Origin of the sequence: Bordetella genomosp. 10 (genome assembly GCF_002261225.1) — a bacterium.
Lineage (GTDB): Bacteria > Pseudomonadota > Gammaproteobacteria > Burkholderiales > Burkholderiaceae_B > Bordetella_C.
Genome location: NZ_NEVM01000005.1, coordinates 1,210,857 through 1,234,133, shown reverse-complemented (window position 1 = coordinate 1,234,133; position 23,277 = coordinate 1,210,857). Strand labels below are relative to the sequence as shown.

Sequence of the window (23,277 nt, the reverse complement as noted above, 5' to 3'; positions counted from 1 at the left end):
CGAAAGGAGCGTTCATCATGAACAAGGACCAAGTGAAGGGTGTGGGCGAACAGGTCAAGGGCAAGGTCAACGAAACCGTCGGCAAGGTCACCGGGAACAAGTCCCAGGAACTGAAGGGTGACGTTCAGCAAGGCATGGGCAAGGCCCAGAAGGCATGGGGCGACGCCAAGGAAGAAGCCAAGGACCAAGCCAAGGACGACGCCGCCGTCCGCAAGCCGCACTGATGATGGGCGCCCATCCGGATTGATGGGGAAGGGCGCGCCGGCCGGCGCGCCTCGCCGTGAATCCATGAAACAGGGCACGCGCCCCGCGCAAGACGCTGGCGGGGCGCGTGCCCTTTTGCTTGCTTTTCCGCGGCGGCTTGTCTCGTCCCCGCTTGCCCGTCCCCTTCACGCGCCTTGCCATGGCCGGCGCATGAAGGGGACTGGGCGTCTCTCCCCGGGCTACGGCGCGCCGCCGCCGGTTTTACCGCCTTGCGCGTCGCCGCCGTCTTTCTTGCTCGTCCTTGTCTTCTTCACCGTATCCCGCACGATGGCGGCCGCCTCGCGCGCGGGCTCCGGCGTTTCCTCGTCGGTCAAGGCTTCCTCCAGCTTGTCGAAGACGCGCTGCGTCGCCCCCTTGGCTTGCAGGGAGAACAGCAGCAGCGAACGACCCGTCACCTGGTAGACGTCGCCCGAGGCGAATTCCGGCAACTCGGCCCGCACCGGCGCGTTGGTGTCGATCAGGCAGGTCCAGCGGTCGTTGCCGGGGATCTCCGGCAGGGTGAAGTCCACCACGTCGTGATAGGCGTTGAAGATCAGCAGCAGCGTGGCGTCGGAGGCGGGCCGGCGTATGCCGGTGGCGCGCGCGCGGCCGTCGATGACCAGGCCGAAGCAGCGCATATTGGTGTCCGCCCATTGCTCGTGCGTAAGTTCCTGGCCCGACGAGCTCAGCCATTTGACGTCGGCCACGTCCATGCTCTCGTCGTAGTCGCCGGTCAGGAAGCGGCCCCGCCGCAGCACCGGCAAGGTGTGGCGCAAGGTGGTCAGCTTGCGCACGAACTCGATCAGGGCCAGCCCGTCCTCGCCGATTTCCCAGTCGACCCAACTGATGTCGTTGTCCTGGCAGTAGGCGTTGTTGTTGCCCTGCTGGGTGCGCCCGAATTCATCGCCGGCCACGATCATCGGCGTGCCCTGGGAGAACAGCAGGGTGGCGAGCATATTGCGTTTCTGCCGTTCGCGCAGCGCGCGGATGTCCGGGTCGTCGGTCGGGCCCTCGGCGCCGCAATTCCAGGAACGGTTGTCGGAATGCCCGTCGCGGTTGTCCTCGCCGTTGGCCTCGTTGTGCTTGTCGTTGTAGGAAACCAGGTCGTTCAGCGTGAAGCCGTCGTGCGCGGTCAGGAAGTTGACGCTGGCCCAGGGGCGCCGGCCGCCGTGGTTGAAGTCGCCGCCGGAGGCCGTGATGCGGCTGGCCAATTCCGGCGCCATGCCGTCGTCGCCTTTCCAGAAGGCGCGCGTGGTGTCGCGGTAGCGGTCGTTCCATTCGGCCCAGCCGGGCGGGAAGTTGCCCACCTGGTAGCCGCCGGGACCGCAGTCCCAGGGCTCGGCGATCAGCTTGACGCTGGACAGGATGGGATCCTGGCGGCAAGCCTTGAGAAAGCCGCTGTTGTAGTCGAAGCCGTCCGGCTCGCGCGCCAGGATGGTGGCGAGGTCGAAGCGGAAGCCGTCGACGTTCATTTCCGTCACCCAGTAGCGCAGGCTGTCCATCACCATCTGCAGCACGCGGGGATGCGACAGGTTCAGCGTATTGCCGGTGCCGGTATCGTTGATGTAGTAGCGCTTCTGGTCGGGCAGCAGGCGGTAGTACGAGGCATTGTCGATGCCGCGGAAGGACAGCGTCGGCCCCAGCTCGCTGCCTTCTGCCGTATGGTTGTAGACCACGTCCAGGATGATCTCCAGGCCGGCTTCGTGGAAGCGGTCGATCATCTGCTTCAACTCGGTGATGGCGCCCGGCGCCTGCGAGAAATAGCGGGGGTCGGGGGCGAAGAAGCCGATGGTGTTGTAGCCCCAGTAGTTGGTCAGGCCCTGGTCCAGCAGATGGCTGTCGTTGAGGAAGACGTGGATGGGCAGCAGCTCCACGGAGGTCACGCCCAGGCTCTTGATGTGGTCGATGACCGCGTCGCGTGCCAGGCCGGCGAAGCTGCCGCGCAGCGCCTCCGGCACTCCGGGATGGCGCATGGTGTAGCCGCGCACGTGGGTCTCGTAGAAGATGGTGCGTTCCCACGGCACGCGCACGCGCGTGGCGTGCGTCCAGGTGAAGCGCTGGTCCACCACACGGCACTTGGGCACGAAGGGCGCGCTGTCGCGCTCGTCGAAGCTGAGGTCGCCCTGTTCGTCGCCCAGGGTGTAGCCGAAGACGGCGGGGTCCCATTTCAATTCGCCGACATAGGCCTTGGCATAGGGGTCGAGCAGCAGCTTGTTGTGATTGAAGCGGTGACCGTTCTCCGGTTCGTAGGGACCGTATACGCGATAGCCGTAGACCGTTCCCGCCGTCAGGCCGGCGACGTGGACGTGCCAGATTTCATCGGTGAATTCCGGCAGGGTGATGCACTCGATCTGCTGTTCGCCGAGTTCATCGAACAGGCACAGGTCGACTCTGGTGGCATGGGCCGAGAAAAGCGCGAAATTGACGCCGTTTTCGGTCAGGGTCGCGCCCAGGGGGAAGGGCGAGCCTTCGGTGATTCGAGGTTGATTGGGCATGGCCGGGGATCCGTGGCGGACGCGCCTGGAACCAGGCGCGGGGTTGGCTGTCAGCAAGCCCCGTGCCCGAACTATGTCCCTGTTTTTTGCCCGGGCGTTTCCTCGCCGATGACGATTTTCTCGATGTCCTCGGCGGGGGCCGGACGACCGAGCAGGTAGCCTTGCAGCGAATCGCAGCCGAGTTGCGTCAACAGGGCCTGCTGGTCGCCGGTCTCGACCCCCTCGGCGACGATGTTCAGGTTCAACGTTTCGCCCAGCGCGATGATGGACGAAACGATGGCGGCGTCCTCGCTGCCGGCCTTCAGGTCGCTGATGAAGCCGCGGTCGATCTTCAGTTCGCTGGCGGGCAGGCGCTTCAGGTACAGCAGGCTGGAATACCCGGTGCCGAAGTCGTCGATGGAAATGCGCACGCCCAGTTCGCGCAGGCGTTGCAGCGTGACGAGGCTGGCCTCGACGTCGTGCATGGCGGTGGTCTCGGTGATCTCCAGCACCAGCAGGTCGGCGCCGATCCGGTGGCGTTCCATGGCGCCGTGCACGGCGGGGACGAAATTGGCGTGGGAGAACTGCACCGGCGAAATGTTCACCGCCATGGTCAGGTCGGTGCGGCCGCGGGCGCGCCAGTCCGCCAATTGGCGGCACGCCTCGTCGACCACCCACTCGCCGATCGCCACGATCTGGCCGGTGCGTTCGGCCAGGGGAATGAAGTCGTCGGGCATGACCAGGCCGCGCGTGGGGTGGCGCCAGCGCAGCAGCGCTTCGACGCCGGTCAGCGGGCCGGCCGGGGCGCGGAATTTCGGCTGGTAGTGCAGTTCGAATTCCTGGCGCTTGAGCGCCAGCCGCAGGTCCTGCAACAGCGCCAGGTGGCTGGCGCTGTTGGTTTTCATGGAGGTCTCGAAGAAGCAATACTGGTTGCGGCCCAGCGACTTGGCGCGGTACATCGCCGTGTCCGCGAACTTGAGCAGATCTTCCGGCGTGTGGGCGTCGTCGGGATAGAGGGCGATGCCGATGCTGACCGTCACCAGCAGGTCGTGCCCATGGATGGTGACCGGCTCGTCGATCATGCGCACCAGTTCGTCGGCCAGCGCGGCCGCATCGCGCGGTTGCTTCACCGAGGCGACCAGCACGAACTCGTCGCCGCCCACCCGGGCGACCGTGTCCTGCGCGCGCACGGCTTGCCGGATGCGTCCGGCCACCTGCATCAGCAACTGGTCGCCGGTCTGGTGGCCGAAGGAGTCGTTGACGCCCTTGAAGCCGTCGAGGTCGAGGAACATCACCGCGACCTGGTTGCCGCCCGCCTCGGCATGCTCCACCGCCTGCTTCAGCCGGTCGCCCAGCAGGAGCCTGTTGGGCAGCTTGGTGAGATTGTCGTGCAGCACCAGGTGCGACAGTTCCTCGTTGGCCTCCGCCAGCGAGCGCGACAGGCGGGCGGTGCTGATCTCCAGCCGCAGATCCAGCACCGACGTGACCAGGGCCACGCTGAGCACGGCCAAGGTGGCCACGACGATGGGCATGGACAGGCCGGTGGTGTTCAGGCCGCCCCCGGCGGCGGCCGCGCAGATGGTGCCCAGGGGGAAGCTGGCGGCCGCCATGCCCGTGTAGTGCATGGCGACGATGGCCAGGCCATCAGCACGGCCGCGCCCACGCGCAGCAGGCGCACGTGCTTGCCGTGCCGGCGCAATCGATGGGCGATCCACAGGGCCGCGCCCGCCGCCAGCACGGCGATGACGACGGAGGCCGCGACCAGCCGCGGCGTGTAGTCGATGCCCGGCTGCATCCGCATCGACGCCATGCCGGTGTAATGCATGACGGAAATGCCCGCGCCCATCAGGAGGGCGCCGGCCAGCAGGTGGGGCCACGGCAGGCGGTCGCGGCTGGCCAGCCACAGCGCCAGCATGGAGGCGCCGATGGCGACCAGCAGGGACCACAGCGTCAGGGGCAGGTCGTAGGCCAGCGCGATGGGCAGGCTGAACGCGATCATGCCGATGAAGTGCATGGACCAGATGCCGATGCCCAGCGCGGTGCCGCCGCCCAGCAGCCACCAGCGGGCCGCGATCCGGCCGACGCTATGGATGCGCCCGACCAGGTCGAGCGCGGTGTACGACGCCAGCAGCGCGACCAGGATCGAGCACAACACCAGCGGTGTGTTGTAGCTACCGGATAGCATCGACTATCTCCTACTACCTATACCTATGCCAGCCGGGGAGCGGGCCGCGCGCGTCCTGATTCCCGGGATCGGCCGTCGCGGGGACCACCCTGACCCATAACTGACAAAATGTGAAATTTGGCGAAAAGACCGCCATCATGTCACTTTTCCAGTCCTACTTGCTGAAAAGGCCTCGATAGGAATGGGAATTGCTCCCCCTGGTGTTGTTTTCCGGGAGGTCCTGCATGAGCAAGCTAAGGAATACTTTGCACGGCCTGGCCGTGGAGCTCGGCGCCGAATCGCCTCTCCCCGACGCGGCGGGGGCGGACGCGGGCGCGCCGGCGCCCCGGGCCGGCGCGGTGGAAACGCCTGCCGCAGGAGCGGCCGCCACGGTCGAGCAGGAATTCGCCATCTCCACGTCGGCGGGCCGCATCCACGTCCAGAACGCCGAGGGCAAGGTCATCGACATCGGCGACCTCCTGGAGGCGTCGCACGTCTACGGCTACGAGCTGGACCACGCGGCGCTGCGCGGGCGCGGCTTCCCCGACCTGGGAACGGCCCTGCGCGACCTGGCCGCGCGGCTCACTTTTTCTTTTCTCGACGCGTCGTTCCGCGCGCAGCCCGACGTCGCGGACGAGGCCAGCCTGCATGCGGTGTCCGCGCCGGCGATACGGGTGCGGTTGTCGCCGCGCTGACGCATCGCAACGAGCGCTGACGCATCACAACGAGGAGACAATCATGGCTTTGATCGTTGCGGCACGCTACACCACGTTCGACCAGGCGCAAACCGCCGCCCGCGCCCTGTTCGCCGGCGGCTTCGCCGAGGCCGACGTGCATATCTTCTACGTCAATATGGCGGGCGCCCACGCCAAGTACCCGATAGGCGGGGACCGCCCGGCCGACCCCGACGCGGGGCCGGCGCAGTACGGCGCGCTGCTGGGCGGCGCGGGGCTGGGCCTGATCGGCGCCGTCGCCGGCGGCCTGATCGGCGCGGCGCTGACCCTTACGCCGCTGGCGGTGCTGGCCGTGGCGGGCGTCGGCGCCTATATCGGGTCGTTCGTGGGCGCCCTGTTCGTGACGGGCCGCCGCAAGCCGGGGGCGGCGCCGGCCGCCAGCGGCCAGCCCGACCACCCCGAGGCGCGCCATGCCGGCGTCCTGCTGGCCTTGCACACGGATCCCACCCGCGAAGCGGAGGCCTGTCGTCTGTTGCGGGGGGCCGGCGGCGTCGACGTCGAGCGCGCCAACGGCCGCTGGCAGGATGGGCATTGGGTGGATTTCGATCCGCTGCGGCCGCCGGAGCGCGAGCCGGAGTCCATGTCCAGCCCGGCGACCGCGCCGCCGCCGACGGTCGCGCCGAGGTAACAGCCGGACGGTAACAGCCCGACCTATGCAGCCCGACCTACAGCCCGATCGCCGTCAGCATCAGGAAGGTGAGGAACAGCACCAGGTGCGTCATCCCCTCGATGGCGTTGGTCTGCCCGTCGTTGAGATTGATGGCCGCCACCACCAGCGTGATGACGGTCATCACCGCCTGCCCCGGCGTCATCGCCATTTGCAGCGGCTGCCCCAGGCACATCGCCAGCAAGGTAATGATGGGGATGGTCAGCGTCACGGTCGACAGCGACGCGCCCATGGCGATATTCACCGTGGACTGCATGCGGTTGCGCAGCGCCGCCCGCAGGGCGGTGATGATTTCGGGACCCGCCGAGATGATGGCCACGACCAGGGCCAGCAGCGCGAAGGGCGCGTGGGTGCCCGCCAGCGCCGCCGGCATCGACACCGACAGCGCCTCCGCCAGCGCGCCCACGACCGCCACGCCGGCCAGCATGACGATCACCGACGTGGCCGCGCCGCTCTCCGGCTCCGCCTCGGCGTCCTGCCGCGGGGCGGGCCGGCGCTTCTTGTCCGGATAGCTGTAGCTGAAGAAATAGCTGTGCGGGCCCACCTGCATGCGCAGGAACACGCTGTACAGCAGCACCAGGGCGACCATGGTGAAGACGTTGTAGAGCGCCCAGGACTGCGACGGCACGAATTCCGGCACGACCATGGAAATGCCCATGGCGGTGAGGATCATGACGGTATAGGTGCGGCCGGAATCGTCGTTGTAGGACTGCTCGCCGTGCTTGAAGCCGCCGATCAGCGCGGCCAGCCCCAGCGTGCCGTTGATGTCCAGCATGACGGCGGCGTAGATACTGTCGCGCGCCAGCGTGGGCGTGCCGCTGTTGACCAGGACGATGCCCAGCACGATGACCTCCACGGCCACCGCGGCCAGGGTCAGCAGCATGCTGCCATACGGGTCGCCCACCTTGTGCGCGAGCTGCTCGGCATGGTTGGCCACGCTCATCGAGGCGGCCAGGATGGCGGCGATCAGCACCACGGACGCGGCCAGGGCGGCCATCCAGCCGCCCTCGGCGGCGCTTTCCATGATGCCCGAGTGCGCCGCGACGGCCAGGAGCAGGGCCAGTACCAGGAACTTCTCTTGCTTGAGCAGGTGCATAGCGTTTTATGGTGTCTTGCGCGGTTGAAGGCGAGGCAAGCAAGCGGTCAAGCATACCAAAGCAAAACGCCGCCCGAAGGGGCGGCGTTGCATTGCAGGGCAGGGTTTTTCCGGCCGGGCGTTACGCCGCCAGCGGGCGCGGGTACTCGCGCTGGTAGTGCACCGTGAACGTTCCCAGGGCCTGCAGGGCCTTTTGCGGATCGTGGCCTTCCTTGACGACGAAGCTGTCGAAGCCGCAGCGCGCCTGGTAGTGGATGGTGTCGATCAGGATGTCGCCCACCGCGCGCAGCTCGCCCTGCCAGCCGTAATGGGACCGCAGTTGCTGCGCGATGGAGTAGCCGCGGCCGTCGGTGTAGGAGGGGAATTCGATGGCGATGTAGGCGATTCCCGCGGGATCGATATGGCGTTCGCCGTCCTGCGCCAGTTCGGCCGGATCGTCCGCCGGCCCCAGCAGTACCGCCACCGGATGCCGGTGCGCGCGCAAGGCGTCGCGCGCCGCCAGCCAGGTGGCCAGCGGCACTTCCCAGCCCGGTTCGTCGGGCGGCAGGGCGGCGGCGTCGCCCTCGGGCGGGACGAAGCGCCGCGTGGTGTTGTCGATGAGCTCGCCGTAGCGGATCAGGTTCTTCATGATGGTCTGGGTATCAGGCATGGGCCGGCTCGCCGGCTTTGTCCTTGGCGGGTTCGTTGTAGACGTCGGCCTTGAACGGGTCGATGCCGACGCGCGTGACCACGTCGACGAAACGTTCCGCGTCGCTGTCGCGCAGGCGCAGGTAGGTCTGGATCAGTTTCTCGACCACGTCCGGCACTTCCTCGCGGGCGAACGACGGTCCGATGATGCGGCCGATGGCGGCGCCGCCGGCGCGCGACGGGTCGACGTCGTTCAGGTCGTTCTCGCCGCCGTGCTGGCGTCCGCCGATGGTAACCTGGTACCACTCCTCGCCGGCCTTGTCGACGCCGAGGATGCCGATGTGGCCGACGTGATGGTGGCCGCAGGCGTTGATGCAGCCGGAGATGTTGAGGTCCAGCTCGCCGATCTCGAACAGGTAGTCCAGATCGTCGAAACGGGCCTGGATGGCCTGCGCCACCGGGATGGACACGGCGTTGGCCAGGGCGCAGAAATCGCCGCCGGGACAGGAAATGATGTTGGTCAGCAGGCCGATGTTGGGCGTGGCCAGCCCCAGCGGCTTGAGCGCTTCCCACAAGGCGTGCAGGCGGTCGCGGCGGACGTCGGGCAGGATCAGGTTCTGCTCGTGCGACACGCGCAGCTCGCCGTGCGAATACGCGTCCGCCAGGTCGGCGATGGCGTCCATCTGGGCGTCGGTGACGTCGCCGGGCGGGACCCCGGTGGCCTTCAGCGACAGCGTGACCGACGCATAGCCGGCCACGCGGTGCGCGTGCGTGTTCTTGCGCAGCCAGCGCGCGAAGGCCGGGTCGGCGTCGGCCTGCCCGGGCGTCGGGTCGGCGGCCGTGGCGGCGTCGGCATCGTATTCCGGCCAGGTGAAGCGTCCGGCGATGCGGTCCAGGTCTTCCTGCTTCAGGCGGTTGGGGCCGTCCTTGATGAAGGCCCATTCCTCCTCGACCTGCTTCGCGTACACCTCGGGCGTCAGGTCCTTGACCAGGATCTTGATGCGCGCCTTGTACTTGTTGTCGCGGCGGCCGTGCAGGTTGTAGACCCGCAGCGCGGCCTGCAGATAGGTCAGCAGGTCGTACCAGGCGACGAAGGGGCGGATCAGCTTGCCGACGATGGGGGTGCGGCCCATGCCGCCGCCGACCCAGACGCGAAAGCCGGTGACGCCGTCCTGCTCGACCGCCTGCAGGCCGATGTCGTGCACGCCGACGGCCGCGCGGTCTTCCCGCGCGCCGCTGACGGCGATCTTGAACTTGCGCGGCAGGAAGGCGAATTCGGGGTGCAGCATGGACCACTGGCGGATGATCTCGCACCACACCAGCGGATTGGTCACCTCATCGGCGGCCACGCCGGCGAAATGATCGGTGGTGGTGTTGCGGATGCAATTGCCGCTGGTCTGGATGGCGTGCATCTGCACGGTGGCCAGGTCGGCCAGGATGTCCGGCACCTGCTCCAGCTTGGGCCAGTTGAACTGCATGTTCTGGCGGGTGCTGAAATGGCCGTAGCCGCGGTCGTACTTGCGGGCGATGTGGGCCAGCATGCGCAATTGGCGCGAAGCCAGCATGCCGTAGGGAATGGCCACGCGCAGCATGGGCGCATGGCGCTGGATGTAGAGGCCGTTTTGCAGGCGCAGGACGCGGAAGTCGTCCTCCGTCAACTCGCCGGACAGGAAGCGCTGGGTCTGGTCGCGGAACTGGGCGACGCGCTCCTCGACCAAACGTTGGTCTATGGGGTCATACACGTACATGATGCTGCGCCTCGATACGCATGGCGGGCCAGACTACGGCCTCGATGAAAGCGAAAAGTGCAATCGTAGCGAATCTTGCGCGCTCGTGTCGGCCAACCCCCTGGAATGGTTATTTGCTTAAGGCCTGGATTTATATAGGGATTTTCGCGGCGCGGCGGCAAACGGGGCGTGCCCCCGGCCTGGGCGCGCGCGGGCTTGCGCCGGAATGCAAAAAGCCCGCCTGACGGCGGGCTTTGCCAGATCGGACGACGCGGCGCGCTCCGCGCGCGGAGCGCGCCGCGTGGCCTGGCCGCCTTACTGGGCGGCGTCCTTCAGCTTCTTCAGCGGACGGACCTTGACCTTGACCGAAGCCGGCTTGGCCGGGAACCAGCGCTCTTCGCCGGAGAAGGGATCCTTGCCGAAGCGCTTGGGCTTGGCGGGAACCTTCTGCACCGACACCTTGAACAGGCCGGGCAGCGCGAATTCGCCGGCGCCCTTCTTGTTCACGGAAGCCAGCACGGCGCCTTCCAGGCTGGCCAGGACCAGCTTGACCGACTTGGCTTCGACGCCAGTCTGCTCGACCAGGTGGGTCACCAGTTGGCTCTTGTTCAGGGCGGTCTTGATCACGGACACGGGAGCGGCCGCTTTCTTGGCGGGAGCCGCCTTGGTGGCGACGGCCTTCTTGGCCGGGGCCTTGGCCGGAGCCTTCTTGGCAACGGTGGAAACTTTCTTAGCAGGAGCTTTTTTAGTGGCCATGGTCGATGAAAGTTAGGGTTGAAATATACGTGCCGCACGCCATGCGCCGGCTGAACGCGATGATAGCGGAAGCAAAGCGACTGTGTACATTATTTGCGCGGTATCGCGGCATAAATCGCACGGAGACGCGCAGGAACAACGGTTCTGGCCTCCACGGGCCCTAAAAATACGGGATTTTTACGCAATGTCATGCCTTGCCGACCATGCTTGCACGTCGCCATCGCGGCGTTGCGCGGCGCGCGCGGCATCGCGTCCGGCCGGTCCGTCAGTGTGGGAAAAGCCTATATACAAGGCGTTTTGCAAGGCGCTGCGCAAGGCGTCTTGCCAGGCGCTTCGCAAGGGTTTCGAGGATGCCGCCGTCCGCGCGGCGGTCCTGCCGCTGCGGCCCGGAGGCCAGGGCGCGATGCGCCGAAAGCCTGTTTTAAAGGGGTTTCGGCTGCCTCGGGGCCGTTGCACGACGGGCGCCGCCACGCCGCGGATGGCGGCGCGGGAAGCCTGTCCGGCCGGCGCGCGGGACAGTTCGCGCCCACGGCATGGGGCTGGCGCATTCCGGTGCGCGGCGTAGGTGGTCGGCGCGCATGAGCGGCGCACATGAGCGGCGTATCTGGCGGTCACGTCACGCGGCCGCGCAGGCATGTGTCGCCGGCCATGGCGCGGCGGCGGGCAGGCGCGTCGTTTCCATCAAGGAGACGACTTCGCCCAGGACGATCACCGCGGGGCTTTCCAGGCCGGCGCGCGCGATGGCCTCGGCCATCCCGGCCAGGGTAGTGACGACGTGGCGCTGGTCCGGACAGGAGACGCGATGCACGGCGGCCACCGGCAGGTCGGCGGCGTATCCCGCCGCCATGCATTCCCGCGCCAGGCTGGCGGCATCGCTCATGCCCATGTAGCAGACGACCGTCAGGCCGCTGGCGGCCAGGCCGCGCCAGTCGGGACGCGAGCCGTCCATGGTGTGCGCGGTGACCAGGGCCACGCCGCGGCTGAGGCCGCGATGCGTCAACGGCAATCCCAGCGCCGCGCCCACCGCCAGGCCGGCGGTCTGCCCGCCGACGGCTTCCGCGGCGATGCCGCGCGCCGCCAGCCACGCCATTTCCTCGCCGCCGCGCCCGAAAATGAAGGGGTCGCCGCCCTTGACGCGCGCCACGCGGCGGCCCTGCCGCGCATGGCGCGCCATCAACCGCAGGATGAAATCCTGCGGCGTCGAGCGGCAGCCGCCGCGCTTGCCGACCTTGATCATGCGCGTGCCCGGCGCGGCCAGGTCCAGGATGCCGGCGCCCACCAGGTCGTCGATCAGCCAGACGTCGGCCTGGGCGAGGACGCGGGCGGCCTTGATCGTCAGCAGTTCGGGATCGCCGGGACCGGCGCCCACCAGCCAGACCTTGCCCGGGGCGCCGGCGGCCGGCGTGCGGGTTTCAGGAGACGTGTACGGGATCATGATGAATGGCCTTCGTGGCGGTTCGCGCACATGCGATCATGCGCGAAATTTCGGGAGCGCAGGAGCCGCAGCCGGTGGCGCAGCCCAGGGTTTGCTTGAGTCCGTCCAGGTCGAGCCCGCCGGCGATGCCCGCCGCGATGGCGCGATCGGTGACGCCCACGCACACGCAGATCGTGCGCGCGCGCGGCGCCGCGGCGGTTCCGGTTTGCCCCAGCAGCAGCCGCGCCAGGCTGGCGGGCGCGTCGCCGCCGTCGGCCCAGGCGGCCAGGGCGTCGTGGGCGAGCAGGTCGCCGGCCAGGAAGAAGGCGCGGGGTCTCCCCTGGTCCAGCGCCACGCGGCGCAGCTTGCCGCGCGCGGGATCGTCGTAGACGGCGCTGGCATCCGGGCCCAGGCCCAGTTCCTCGTACAGCGTCGCCAGCAGGTCCGTTTCGGGCGCCCGCGCGGCCGCGATGGCCATGCCCAGGCCGCCGCCGGCGATGGCGCTGGGCAGCAGCACAGCATAGGGGAAGCGGCGCAGCCAGGGCGCCAGCGCGCGGCGCAGGGCCGCGGCGTCGCCGCGCACCCAGCCGGCGGCCTGCCAGGGCAGGGCGGCCGGCGCCACCGCGATCGCGCAATGCTTCAGTTCCGGCTGGCGCGAGACGGGATCGCGCGCCGGATTGGTCAGCGCATTGACGCCTTCGCCCGCCATGAAGGCGCTGCCCCAATGCATCGGCAGCCAGGCCTGGCCGCGCCGCAGGCTGGCGTCCGCGCGCGCCGGCAGGACGATTTCGCCGCGGCGCGAACGCACCGTCGCCAGGGCGTTTTCCGCCAGTCCCAGCTCCTCCATGTCGTCCGGGTGCAGGGACAGCCAGGGCGCCTCCACGTGGCGCACCAGGGAGGGCGACAGCGCCGTGCGCGCCATGGTGTGCCAATGGTCGCGCAAGCGGCCGGTGGTCAGGCGCAGCGGATACTCGGCCGTCACCGGCTCCGCCACCGGCGTATAGGCCACGTCGACGAAGCGCGCCCGGCCGTCGGCCGTGGCGAAGACGCCGTCGGCGTACAGGCGGCGCGACGGCGGCAGGCCGGGGCGGTAGGGCCATTGCTGCGGGCCCTGCTCGTCCAGGATGCGGTACGTCAGCGCGCTGTAGTCCAGGTCGCGGCCCGCCGTGGTGGCGGCGTGCTCGGCGAATACCGCCGCTTCGCCGGGATAGTCGAACAGCGCCGCGCGCGCCGGCGCGATGCGCGCGGCCAGGCGTCGCGCGACGCCCGCGGCCAGGCGCCAGTCCGGCTGGGCGTCGCCCGGGGCGGCGATGGCGGCGCGCACGCGGCTGATGCGGCGCTCGGAATTGGTCACCGTGCCTTCCTTTTCCGGCCAGGTGGCGGCGGGCAGCACCAGGTCCGCATAGTCCAGCGTTTCGACGCCCGCGAAGGCCTCCTGCACGATGACGAGTTCGGCGCGCGCCAGCGCCGCGCGGACGCGCGCCTGGTCGGGCAGGGATTGCGCGGGGTTGGTGGCCGCGATCCAGATGGCCTTGATGCGTCCGTCCAGCAGGGCGTCGAACATTTCCACGGCCGGCAGGCCCGGCCGTTCCGGCAAGCGGGGAACGCCCCACAGCGCGGCGACCTCGGCGCGATGGGCGGCGTCGGCCGGGTCGCGGTGGCCGGGCAGCAGCGTGGCCATGCCGCCCGCTTCGCGGCCGCCCATGGCGTTGGGTTGCCCGGTCAGGGAGAAGGGGCCGGCGCCGGGCTTGCCGATCTGCCCCGTGGCCAGGTGCAGATGGATCAGGGCGGCATTCTTCGCCGTGCCGCTGCTGGACTGGTTCAGGCCCATCGTATAGAGCGACAGCGCCGCGCCGGCGCGGCCGAACCAGCGCGCGGCCGTGACGATGTCGGCGGCCGGCACGCCGCACAGGTCCTGCGCCACGGCCGGCGGGCAGGCGGCGATCCGTTCGCGCAGGGCGGCGAAGCCGGTGGTGTGGCGCGCGATGAAGGCCTGGTCGAGCAGCCCTTCGTCCTGCATCGCGTGCAGCATGGCGTGGAACAGCGCCACGTCGCTGCCGGGCAGGATGGGCAGATGCAGGTCGGCCAGCTCGGCGGTGTCGGTGCGGCGCGGGTCGACCAGGATGATTTTCATGTCCGGCCGGGCCTGTTTCGCGGCTTCCAGGCGGCGGAACAGGATGGGGTGGGCATGGGCGGCGTTGGAGCCCGCGATCAGCACCGTGTCGGCCAGGCCGAGGTCTTCGTAGCAGGCGGGCGGCGCGTCCGCGCCCAGGGTCTGCTTGTATCCGGCCACGGCGCTGGACATGCACAGGCGCGAGTTGGTGTCGACGTTGTTGGTGCCGACCAGGGCGCGCGCCAGCTTGTTGAAGACCGCGTAGTCCTCGGTCAGCAACTGGCCGGAGAGATAGAAGGCGACGGCGTCCGGCCCGTGGCGGCCGATGATTTCCGCGAGGCGGGCGGCGGCCACATCCAGGGCGTCGTCCAGGGCCAGCTCGCGGCGCGGCGCGTCGCGATGCTCGCGCCATTGCGCGCGCAGGACGCGGGCGCCGTCGTCGCGCACGGTATCGGCCAGGGCGCGGCCCTTGCTGCACAGCTTGCCCAGGCTGGACGGATGGTCGTCGTCGCCGCTAACGCCGGTGACCCGGCCGGCCTCGGTGTGCACCCGCACGCCGCAGCCGGTGCCGCAGTAACAGCAGATGGTGGCGGTGGTGGCCGGGTCGGCGGCCTGCGTTGCGGCCGGCTGGCGGACGAGGGGGCTGTCCATGCCCATCACGCGGCCCGGCGCGCCGCGCCCGGCGCTTCCTTGGCCGGTTCTTCATTAGCCGGGGCTTCGTTGGCGGGTTCCTCGCCCCACATCAGGCGATCGCGCAGCGCCGCCACGTCGCGGCCTTCGCGGATGAGGCGGAAATACCAGGCGCCGTCGGCGGTGTCGCCATACAGGCAGGCGCCCACCAGCCGGCCGTCCTGGATGACCAGCTTTTTGTAGACGCCGGCCAGCGGGTCGGTCAGCGTGATGGTCTCGGTGTCCGCGCCGCCGAGGAAGTCGCCGGCCGAAAACACGTCGACGCCGGTGACCTTGAGCTTGGTCGAGAGGACGCTGCCGGGATAGCGGCCGCTGCCTATCCGCGCCAGGTGGTTCGCCGCCACGCGCGCCTGTTCGTACAGGGGAGCGACCAGGCCATAGGCCACGCCGCGATGGCTGGCGCATTCTCCCACCGCGTAGATGCAGGGATCGTAGGTCTGCAAGGTGTCGCTGACGACGATGCCGCGTTCGGTGTGCAGCCCGCAGGACCGGGCCAGCCCGATATTCGGACGCACGCCCGCCGCCATGACCACCAGGTCCGCGGGGATTTCGGTCCCGTCCTTGAACCGCACGGCGCGGACATGGCCCTGGTCGTCGCCCAGGATGGCTTCCGTCTGGCGCGCCATCAGGAATTGCAGGCCGCGCGCTTCCAGGGTGGCGCGCAGCAGGTTCGCCGCCGTGACGTCGAGCTGGCGGTCCAGCAGGGTCTGGCCCAGGTGCACCACGCTGGCCCGCATGCCCCGCGCGGACAGGCCGCTGGCGGCCTCCAGGCCCAGCAGTCCGCCGCCGATGACCACGGCATGGCCGCCCTTGGCCGCCGCGGCTATCATGCGCTGCACGTCCTGGATGTCGCGAAAGCCGATCACGCCCCGCAGGTCGTGGCCCGGCACCGGCAGGACGAAGGGCGTGGACCCGGTCGCCAGGAGCAGGCGGTCGTAGGGTGCGACGGTGCCGTCGTCGGCATGGACCCGGCGGCGCGCCCGGTCGATGCGGGTCACGGTGCGGTTCAGCAGCAGGCGGATGCCGTGCGCCGCGTACCAGTCGACGTCGTTCAGCACGATGTCGTCCAGCGTCTGCTCGCCCATCAGCACGGGCGACAGCATGATGCGGTTGTAGTTGGGATGGGGCTCGGCGCCGAACACCGTGATGTCGTAGAGGCCGGGCGCGATCTTCAGCAATTCCTCCAGGGCGCGCACGCCCGCCATGCCGTTGCCGACCAGCACCAGTTTCGGTTTGTCCATGGTTGGGTGTCTCCTTAGCCGAAGGGGGGGCGGGGTCAGCCGGCGCGGCGGGCGGCGCGGGGAAGGGTTGCGAGCGGGGAGCCGTTCGTGCCCGTGTCCACGTTCACGCCTTCGTCCGCGTTCAGGCCTTCATCCGCGGTCTCGTCCGCGTCCGCATCCGCATGGCCCGGCGCCGGACCTGTCGGCCGTCCGCCGACGACATGCAGGCCGACGGCGGCGCCTTCGCGCGGGCCTTCGCTGGCCGTGGATGCGCCGGGCGTGGCGGTCGTGGCGGCCGCCGCCGGATTGCCGTGCCGCCGGTGCAGGAAATCGACGACCGCGGCGCGGCAGGCCAGGTAGCGCGGGTCGTTGGCCAGCTCGACCCTATCGCGCGGGCGCGCCAGCGGCACGTCCAGGATCTCGCCGATGGTGGCCGCCGGGCCGTTGGTCAGCATGACGATGCGGTCCGACAGCAGCACGGCCTCGTCGACGTCGTGGGTGACCATGATGGTGGTGCTGCGGGTCTTGGCGACGATCTTCAGCAGCTCGTCCTGCAGATGGGCGCGGGTCAGGGCGTCCAGCGCGCCGAAGGGTTCGTCCATCAGCAGCACCTTGGGCTCCATGGCCAGGGCGCGGGCGATGCCCACGCGCTGTTTCATGCCGCCGGAGATTTCGCGCGGCAACTTGGCCTGCGCGTGGGCCAGGCCGACGAGTTCCAGCGCCGCGTGGGTGCGCGCCTGCAGTTGCGCCTTGCTTTCCGTCCTGCCGAACACCCGCTCCACGCCCAGGTGGACGTTCTGGTAGCAGGTCATCCAGGGCAGCAATGCGTGGTTCTGGAAGACCACCGCGCGCTCCGGCCCGGGCCCGGCGATCTCCTTTTCCGCGCAGATCAGCACGCCCGACGTGGGGCGCGTCAGGCCCGCCACCAGGTTCAGCAGCGTGGACTTGCCGCAGCCGGAATGGCCGATGAGGCTGATGAACTCGCCCTGCGCCACGCTCAGGTCGATGTCGCGCAGCGCCACGAAGGGGCCGTTGCGGGTGGGGAAGACCTGGCCCACGCGCTCGATGCGTACGAATTTCTGCATGGTCTTATTCCTCGGTGTAGGTGAAGCGGCGCGCGAGTTGCACCAGCAGGACTTCGAGCAGCAGGCCGACGATGCCGATGATGAAAATGGCGATGACGATGTGCTCGACCTTGAGGTTGTTCCACTCGTCCCACAGCCAGAAACCGATGCCGGACCCGCCGGTCAGCATTTCTGCGGCGACGATGACCAGCCAGGCGGTGCCGATGGACAGGCGCACGCCCGTCAGGACATAGGGCAGGACGGCCGGCAGCAGCACCCGGGTCAGGACCTTCCATTCCGACAGGTCCAGCACGCGCGCCACGTTGAGATAGTCCTGCGGCACGCGCGACACGCCGACGGCCGTGTTGACGATCATGGGCCAGATCGAACAGATGAAGATGGCCCAGATGGCGGCCGGATTCGCCGCCTTGAAAAGAAGCAGGCCCAGCGGCAGCCAGGCCAGCGGCGAGACCGGCCGCAGCAGGCTGACGATGGGCGAGAGCATGGCGTTCAGGGCCTTGAAGCGGCCGATGGCGAAGCCGACCGGGATGCCCACCAGCGCGGCCAGGCCGAAGCCGATGGCGACGCGCTGCAGGGACGCCAGCACGTTCCAGCCTATGCCCTTGTCGTTGGGACCGTTGTCGTAGAAGGGATGGGCGAACAGCTCGCGCGCCGCGTCCCAGGTCTTGCCGGGCGTGGGGATTTCCGGGACGAGCAGGGCGATGCCCTGCCAGATCAGCACGAAGACGGCAAAGCCGGCGGCCGGGCCGATCAGCGCGCCGAGCAGGGCGTCGAAGCGTTCGCGCCAGCGCGGCGCGGGCGCGGCGGCGGAGGCGAGGGCGGTGGCGGGAGTGTTCATGCGCGTGCTCCGGAATCAGGCTTTGACTTTGAAACCGTCCGCATAGGCGGCGGGGTTGCTGCCGTCCCAGACCACGCCGTCGATCAGCGTGGAGGAGCGGTTCTCCGAGCCGGGCAGGCTGGCGCCCGCCGCGGCGGCGGCCTGTTTGTAGATGTCGATGCGGTTGATCTGCCGGGCCGCGGCCATGTAGTCGGGGTGTTCCTTCAGCAGCCCCCAGCGCTTGTGCTGGGTCAGGAACCACATGCCGTCGCTGAGGTAGGGGAAGCTGACGTCGCCGTCCTGGTAGAAGTGCATGGCGTGGGGATCGTCCCAGGTCTTGCCCAGGCCGTTGCTGTAGCGGCCCAGCATGCGATCGACGATGGCGCTCGCGTCGGTGTTGACGTAGGACTTGGCGGCGATGGTCTCGGCGGCCTGGCGGCGGTTGGACGCCGATGCGTCTATCCATTTGCCGGCCTCGATGACGGCGGCCGTGACGGCGCGGGCCGTATTGGGATGGGCCTGGACGAAGTCGGCGCTGGTGCCCAGCACTTTTTCGGGATGGTCGGTCCAGATCTGCTGGGTGGTGACGGCCGTGAAGCCGATCTTGTCGGCGATGGCGCGGGCGCCCCAGGGTTCGCCGACGCAGAAGCCGTCCATGTTGCCGACGCGCATATTGGCGACCATCTGGGGCGGCGGCACGGTGATGACCTTGGCGTCGCGCATGGGATTGATGCCGTAGGCCGCCATCCAGTAATAGAGCCACATGGCGTGGGTGCCGGTGGGAAAGGTCTGCGCGAAGGTGTAGTCGCGTTTCTCGGCCTGCATGACCTTGGCGAGCGAGGCGCCGTCGGTGGCGCCGGCCTCCTTGAGCTTCTCGGAGAGGGTGATGGCCTGGCCGTTGCGGTTCAGGCCCATGAGGACGGCCATGTCCTTCTTGGGGCCGCCGATGCCCAGGTGCATGCCGTAGACCAGGCCGTACAGGACGTGGGAGAAATCCAGTTCGCCGTTGACCAGCTTGTCGCGGACGCCGGCCCACGAGGCTTCCTTGGACGGCGTGATCTTGACGCCGTATTTCTTGTCCAGCCCCAGCACGGAGGCCATGACCACGGAGGCGCAGTCGGTGAGGGGAATGAAGCCGATCTTGACTTCGGTTTTCTCGGGGGCGTCGGAGCCGGCGGCCCAGGCGCCGGCGCGCACCAGCGGATCGACCAGCGTCAGGATGCCGGCGCCGGCCAGGCCGCGGGCGCCTTTGCCCAGCCAGTCGCGGCGGCCTTGATCGATGGCGGCGGCGGCCGGGGGAGAGGTCGTCGGGGGCGTCTTCGAGTCTACGGGCTTCATTCCAGGGCTCCAGGGTCGGGGGCGAGAACTAATGGAAAATAAAAAAAGCGTCCCGCTCTCCAGGACGGGGCCTGGAGCCGCGGAACGCCGTTGTTCCCATATGCCGCGAGTCAATCGCGGCGACAGCCGGTTCTTGGCTGTCATCCTGGTAAAAGCAATCGATATGCCAACTTTTCCGGATGCCTGCGTCCGGCGATAAGTCGTTGTCTTTATTGTGGAAAATCTCTTTCGCCGGGAACGTCGGCCGGCGCCGGGGCAGGGGCCGCTGCATCGTGGTGCGGCCGTGCCCGGGATTGCGCGCCACCTTGGTGCGCTGCGGCAAAACCGCGGGCGATGCAGGGCGGCGCCGCGCGCTTGATCATTTTTTCCAATTGCGGCGATCCAAAATCAGAGTTGGCGCCACGGGTGGCGGCCTGCCGATAATGGTTTCCTGATTCCAGCAACGAGGGGAAGCACGTGAGCACCGCAAGCACGGGATACGAGGCGCGCCAGTTGGTGCGCGCGCGCAAGCACACCACCCAGACGTCGGGACTGGCGCCGGGCTATGTCCAGGCCAACCTGGCCATCCTGCCGTCCGCGCAGGCCGCGGACTTCCTGCGCTTCTGCTCCCTGAATCCCAAGCCTTGTCCCCTGCTTGGCAGCACGGAGCCCGGGGACTGGCGCCTGCCGCGCCTGGGCAAGGACATCGACATACGCACCGATCTTCCCAAGTACCGGATCTGGCGCAACGGCGCGCTGGAGCGGGAGGTGCCGGACATCAAGGATTACTGGCGCGACGATCTCGTGGCCTTCCTGCTGGGCTGCTCCTATTCCTTCGAGGAGGAATTGCTGCGGGCCGGCCTGGCCCTGCACCATCACGAGCGCGGCTGCGACGTTCCGGTCTACCGCACCTCCATCCCGACGACGCCGGCCGGTCCGTTTTCCGGGCCGCTGGTGGTGTCCATGCGGTCGTTCAAGCCGGCGGACGCCATACGCGCGATCCAGATCACCTCGCGCATGCCCGCGGTGCACGGCGCGCCGGTGCATATCGGCCTGCCGGAAAGCATAGGCATCGCCGACATCGACAAGCCCGACTACGGGACGGCCGTGCCCATGGAGCCGGGCGAGCTGCCCGTGTTCTGGGCCTGCGGCGTCACGCCCCAGGCGGTCGTCGAGGCGGCCGGGCTGGACTTCTGCATCACGCACGCGCCGGCCCATATGCTGGTGACCGATTTACGCAATTCGGACTTGGCCGTGTTGTAGCCCCGCCGCTCTTCTGCCTAGAATGGGTCCGCGCCGCCTGCATGCCTTACGTGCAGGCGGCGTGAATTCATGGGAGCGGACGGGCGATATGCGGGACTTGCGGACTTTCGAAACCTTCTACTGGGTCGCGAAACTGGGCGGATTCCGCGCGGCCGCGGCCAAGCTGCACACGACCCAGCCCGCGGTGTCGGCGCGCATCGCCCAACTGGAGCAGGAGCTGGGCGTCGAACTGTTCGACGCCAATCGCCGCCGCGCCACGCTGACGGCGCGCGGCGCGCTGCTGGTCGAATATGCCGAGCGGCTGCTCAAGGTGCGGGACGAATTGCTGGCGGCGGTCGCCCAGCCCGCCGCCTTGCGCGGCAAGTTCACGATAGGCACGTCCGAAACGCTGGTGCGGACCTGGCTGTCCAGCCTGATCGAGGATATCAGCGCAAGATATCCGAATCTCATCATCGACATCGCCGTCGACAACTCGCCGGAATTGCGGCAACGCATCCTTGCGCAGGACATCGATCTCGCGCTGATGACCGAGACCATTCCCAACGATGGGGTGCACGGCGTCAAACTCTGCAGTTACGAGGTGTGCTTTGTTGTGGCGCGGGGGCTTCCTCTTGGGGCGCACGACCCCGCGGACGATTGCGCCACGCGGCCGGACGATGAACTGTTTTCGCGCTATCCCATCATTACCTGGCCTGCCTATACCCTGCTCAGCACCAATGTGCTGGCCCGCATACGGGAGGCCCTGGGGCTGGCCGACATGCGCATCTGGGGCGTTTCCTCCGTGCAGACCATTATCGACATGGTGCATGCCGGGCGCGGCATCGGCGCCTTGTCGTCCGTGCTGGTCCAGGACGCGATCGACGCCGGCGCCTTGCGCGTGCTCGATACGTCCGTCGTGCTGCCGGCGCTCGATTACTACGCCGTCTATCTGGAGGGAACCTCCAACAACGCATTGAAGCGCTCGATCAGCGCCTTGGCCCAGGAAGCGGCGGCGCGCCACCACGGGCAGGCGATCCAGGTTTTTGATCCCATCGATAAAAAATGACGCTCGTTGCCGTGTTCCCTTGCACGGCATAATCGAACACGCATCGTCAGTTATGCGCCGCGCGACCAAGCAGCGCGCGGCGTGGGATCAACATCCGGGCCAGGCGGCGTCCCGTCACGGGGGGCGCGGCCAGGGGCTACGGATCATCACAAGGGGAATGACATGCCATCCGAAAATCCACGTTCCATGCGCGCGTCTGCGTCTGCGTTTGCGTTTGCGTCCGCGTTTGAGTTCTGCTCCGCGTCCGTGCCTGCCTCTGTCTCTGCGTCCGCATTCGCGCTTGCGTGCATCCGCGGCCGCGCCCGTGCGGGCTTCCCGCCGTGCGGAGAAGCGCGATGAGGAATCCCGCCCTGTCTCCCGACGCCGACGCCGTCACGCAACTTTCCGCCGCAACGGAATCCGATGCCTTGGGATCGGCATCCCATGCCCTGTATCGCAAGATCGCATGGAAGGTGTTGCCCTTTCTCATTACCTGCTATCTGTTTGCCTACCTCGACCGCGTGAACGTGGGATTCGCCAAGCTCCGTATGCTGGAGGACCTGAAGTTCTCGGAGACGGCCTACGGTTTCGGCGCGGGCCTGTTCTTCATCGGCTACCTGATATTCGAGGCGCCCAGCAATGTCTGGATGATGAAGGTGGGCGCGCGCAAGACCATCATGCGCATCATGCTGCTATGGGGATTGCTGTCCATGGCCTTCGCCTTCGTGCAGACGCCCACGCAGTTCTATATCCTGCGCTTCCTGCTGGGCGCGGCGGAAGCCGGCTTCTTTCCCGGCATCGTTCTGTACCTGACGTTCTGGTTTCCGTCGCGGGTGCGGGGGCGCATGCTGGGGTTGTTCATGGCGGCCATTCCCTTGTCGGGCGTGCTGGGCGCGCCGCTGTCCGGCTGGATCATGCACGGCATGCACGATCATTCGGGACTGTCGGGATGGCAGTGGCTGTTCCTCATGGAAGGCTGCCCGTCGGTCGTGCTGGCGTTGCTGGTGCCCTGGCTGCTGACCGATACGCCGGCGCAGGCCCGGTGGTTGACCGATAGCGAGAAGACGCAGGTGCACGCGGACCTGGACGCCGACGCGCGCGCCAAGGACGCGATGGGCGGCTTCCATCCCTCGCTGGTGGCGATGCTCGGGGATGCGCGGGTCTGGGCCATGGTCGCGCTGTGCATATGCCAGGCGATCGGCAACTACGGCGTCAGTTTCTGGCTGCCGACCCTGGTCAAGGACCTTGGCTATCAGGATCCGCTGATCATCGGCCTGTTGTCGGCGATACCGTTCCTGGCCGGCGCGATCGCGCTGAACCTCGTCGCCCGCTCTTCCGACCGGCGCCTGGAGCGGCGCTGGCATCTGATCGCGGGATTCATTACCTCGGCGGCAGGTCTCGCGGCCAGCGCCTTGCTGCACGGCACCCCCATCGCCGCGCTGGCCGCGCTGACGGTGGGCACCGCCGGCGTCTACATGGCGACCACCATGATGTGGATGCTGCCCAGCATCTTCCTGGGCGGTATCGGCATGGCGGCGGCGATCGGCGTCATCAACTCGCTGGGCGGCCTGGGCGGCTTCGTCAGCCCCTATCTCATGGGCATGGTGAAGGACGCCACCCAGTCCACGGCAGGCGGCGTCTATTTCATCGCCGGCGTCGCCGTGATCGGCGCGATCCTGGCATACCGCCTGCCCAAGCGGCTGGTCAATCGTTGATGGCGGGAGCAGGGCGCGGTTCCGCATGGCGAGTTCCGGCGCTCATGCTCCCGCAGCGATTCGCTTTCATATCTGCGCGCGGCCTCGGTCCTTGAGCATCAGCGGCCTCAGGGCCGCCTCCCCACACCGAC

General features: G+C 68.4%; 15 protein-coding genes and 3 pseudogenes. 6 read left to right on the top strand and 12 right to left on the bottom strand.

The window, feature by feature from the left end; all coding sequences use genetic code 11:
- The first annotated feature begins 17 nt into the window (after positions 1-17).
- Positions 18-224 (top strand): CsbD family protein, encoded by a 207-nt coding sequence (locus CAL29_RS21725; RefSeq protein WP_094855073.1) that lies wholly within the window; start codon positions 18-20, stop codon positions 222-224.
- A gap of 219 nt (positions 225-443) precedes the next feature.
- Here CAL29_RS21725 and glgX read toward each other — a convergent pair whose 3' ends face one another.
- Positions 444-2,738 (bottom strand): glycogen debranching protein GlgX, encoded by a 2,295-nt coding sequence (glgX, locus tag CAL29_RS21720; RefSeq protein WP_094855072.1) that lies wholly within the window; start codon positions 2,736-2,738, stop codon positions 444-446.
- Positions 2,739-2,809: 71 nt separating this feature from the next.
- Positions 2,810-4,902 (bottom strand): annotated as a pseudogene (locus CAL29_RS21715) (putative bifunctional diguanylate cyclase/phosphodiesterase).
- A 224-nt stretch (positions 4,903-5,126) separates the two neighbouring features.
- Here CAL29_RS21715 and CAL29_RS21710 point away from each other — a divergent pair.
- Together CAL29_RS21710 and CAL29_RS21705 are read left to right on the top strand one after the other, a co-directional pair.
- A complete protein-coding gene (locus CAL29_RS21710; RefSeq protein ID WP_143277714.1) occupies positions 5,127-5,576 on the top strand; it encodes a hypothetical protein in 450 nt (149 codons plus the stop codon).
- Between the two features lie 43 nt (positions 5,577-5,619).
- Entirely contained in the window at positions 5,620-6,243 is a 624-nt protein-coding gene (locus CAL29_RS21705; RefSeq protein ID WP_094855070.1) for a hypothetical protein, read from the top strand.
- A 37-nt stretch (positions 6,244-6,280) separates the two neighbouring features.
- On the opposite strand, the gene CAL29_RS21700 is transcribed toward CAL29_RS21705, so the two are convergent.
- The 10 genes and pseudogenes from CAL29_RS21700 to CAL29_RS21655 all read right to left on the bottom strand — a co-directional run bounded on the left by CAL29_RS21700 (position 6,281) and on the right by CAL29_RS21655 (position 19,165).
- Entirely contained in the window at positions 6,281-7,378 is a 1,098-nt protein-coding gene (locus CAL29_RS21700; RefSeq protein WP_094855069.1) for a calcium:proton antiporter, read from the bottom strand.
- Positions 7,379-7,499: 121 nt separating this feature from the next.
- A complete protein-coding gene (locus tag CAL29_RS21695) occupies positions 7,500-8,027 on the bottom strand; it encodes a DUF934 domain-containing protein (RefSeq protein WP_094855068.1) in 528 nt (175 codons plus the stop codon).
- Complete coding sequence (locus CAL29_RS21690; RefSeq protein ID WP_094855067.1) at positions 8,020-9,753, bottom strand: nitrite/sulfite reductase; 1,734 nt, start codon at positions 9,751-9,753, stop codon at positions 8,020-8,022. The genes CAL29_RS21695 and CAL29_RS21690 overlap by 8 nt, the downstream gene beginning before the upstream one ends.
- Positions 9,754-10,047: 294 nt before the next feature.
- A complete protein-coding gene (locus CAL29_RS21685) occupies positions 10,048-10,488 on the bottom strand; it encodes an HU family DNA-binding protein (protein WP_094855066.1) in 441 nt (146 codons plus the stop codon).
- Between the two features lie 616 nt (positions 10,489-11,104).
- The gene (gene cobA / locus CAL29_RS21680; RefSeq protein WP_094855065.1) at positions 11,105-11,923 is read right to left on the bottom strand and encodes a uroporphyrinogen-III C-methyltransferase; all 819 of its coding nucleotides are present in this window, start codon (positions 11,921-11,923) and stop codon (positions 11,105-11,107) included.
- The gene (locus CAL29_RS21675; RefSeq protein ID WP_256977661.1) at positions 11,901-14,666 is read right to left on the bottom strand and encodes a nitrate reductase; all 2,766 of its coding nucleotides are present in this window, start codon (positions 14,664-14,666) and stop codon (positions 11,901-11,903) included. Before CAL29_RS21675 ends, cobA begins: the two co-directional genes overlap by 23 nt.
- A gap of 80 nt (positions 14,667-14,746) precedes the next feature.
- Positions 14,747-15,946: pseudogene (locus CAL29_RS21670) on the bottom strand (NAD(P)/FAD-dependent oxidoreductase); the annotation flags it as partial.
- 278 nt (positions 15,947-16,224) lie between these two features.
- A pseudogene (locus tag CAL29_RS21665) lies at positions 16,225-17,010 on the bottom strand (ABC transporter ATP-binding protein); the annotation flags it as partial.
- Positions 17,011-17,014: 4 nt separating this feature from the next.
- Positions 17,015-17,848, bottom strand: coding sequence for a nitrate ABC transporter permease (ntrB, locus tag CAL29_RS21660; protein ID WP_094855062.1), 834 nt, complete (start codon positions 17,846-17,848; stop codon positions 17,015-17,017).
- A gap of 15 nt (positions 17,849-17,863) precedes the next feature.
- Positions 17,864-19,165 (bottom strand): CmpA/NrtA family ABC transporter substrate-binding protein, encoded by a 1,302-nt coding sequence (locus CAL29_RS21655; RefSeq protein ID WP_094855061.1) that lies wholly within the window; start codon positions 19,163-19,165, stop codon positions 17,864-17,866.
- Positions 19,166-19,621: 456 nt separating this feature from the next.
- On the opposite strand from CAL29_RS21655, the gene CAL29_RS21650 reads away from it, so the two are divergent.
- The 3 genes from CAL29_RS21650 to CAL29_RS21640 all read left to right on the top strand — a co-directional run bounded on the left by CAL29_RS21650 (position 19,622) and on the right by CAL29_RS21640 (position 23,146).
- A complete protein-coding gene (locus CAL29_RS21650; RefSeq protein WP_094855060.1) occupies positions 19,622-20,407 on the top strand; it encodes a putative hydro-lyase in 786 nt (261 codons plus the stop codon).
- A gap of 97 nt (positions 20,408-20,504) precedes the next feature.
- Positions 20,505-21,452, top strand: coding sequence for a LysR family transcriptional regulator (locus tag CAL29_RS21645; RefSeq protein WP_179284136.1), 948 nt, complete (start codon positions 20,505-20,507; stop codon positions 21,450-21,452).
- 335 nt (positions 21,453-21,787) lie between these two features.
- A complete protein-coding gene (locus CAL29_RS21640) occupies positions 21,788-23,146 on the top strand; it encodes an MFS transporter (RefSeq protein ID WP_218831883.1) in 1,359 nt (452 codons plus the stop codon).
- Positions 23,147-23,277: the final 131 nt, after the last annotated feature.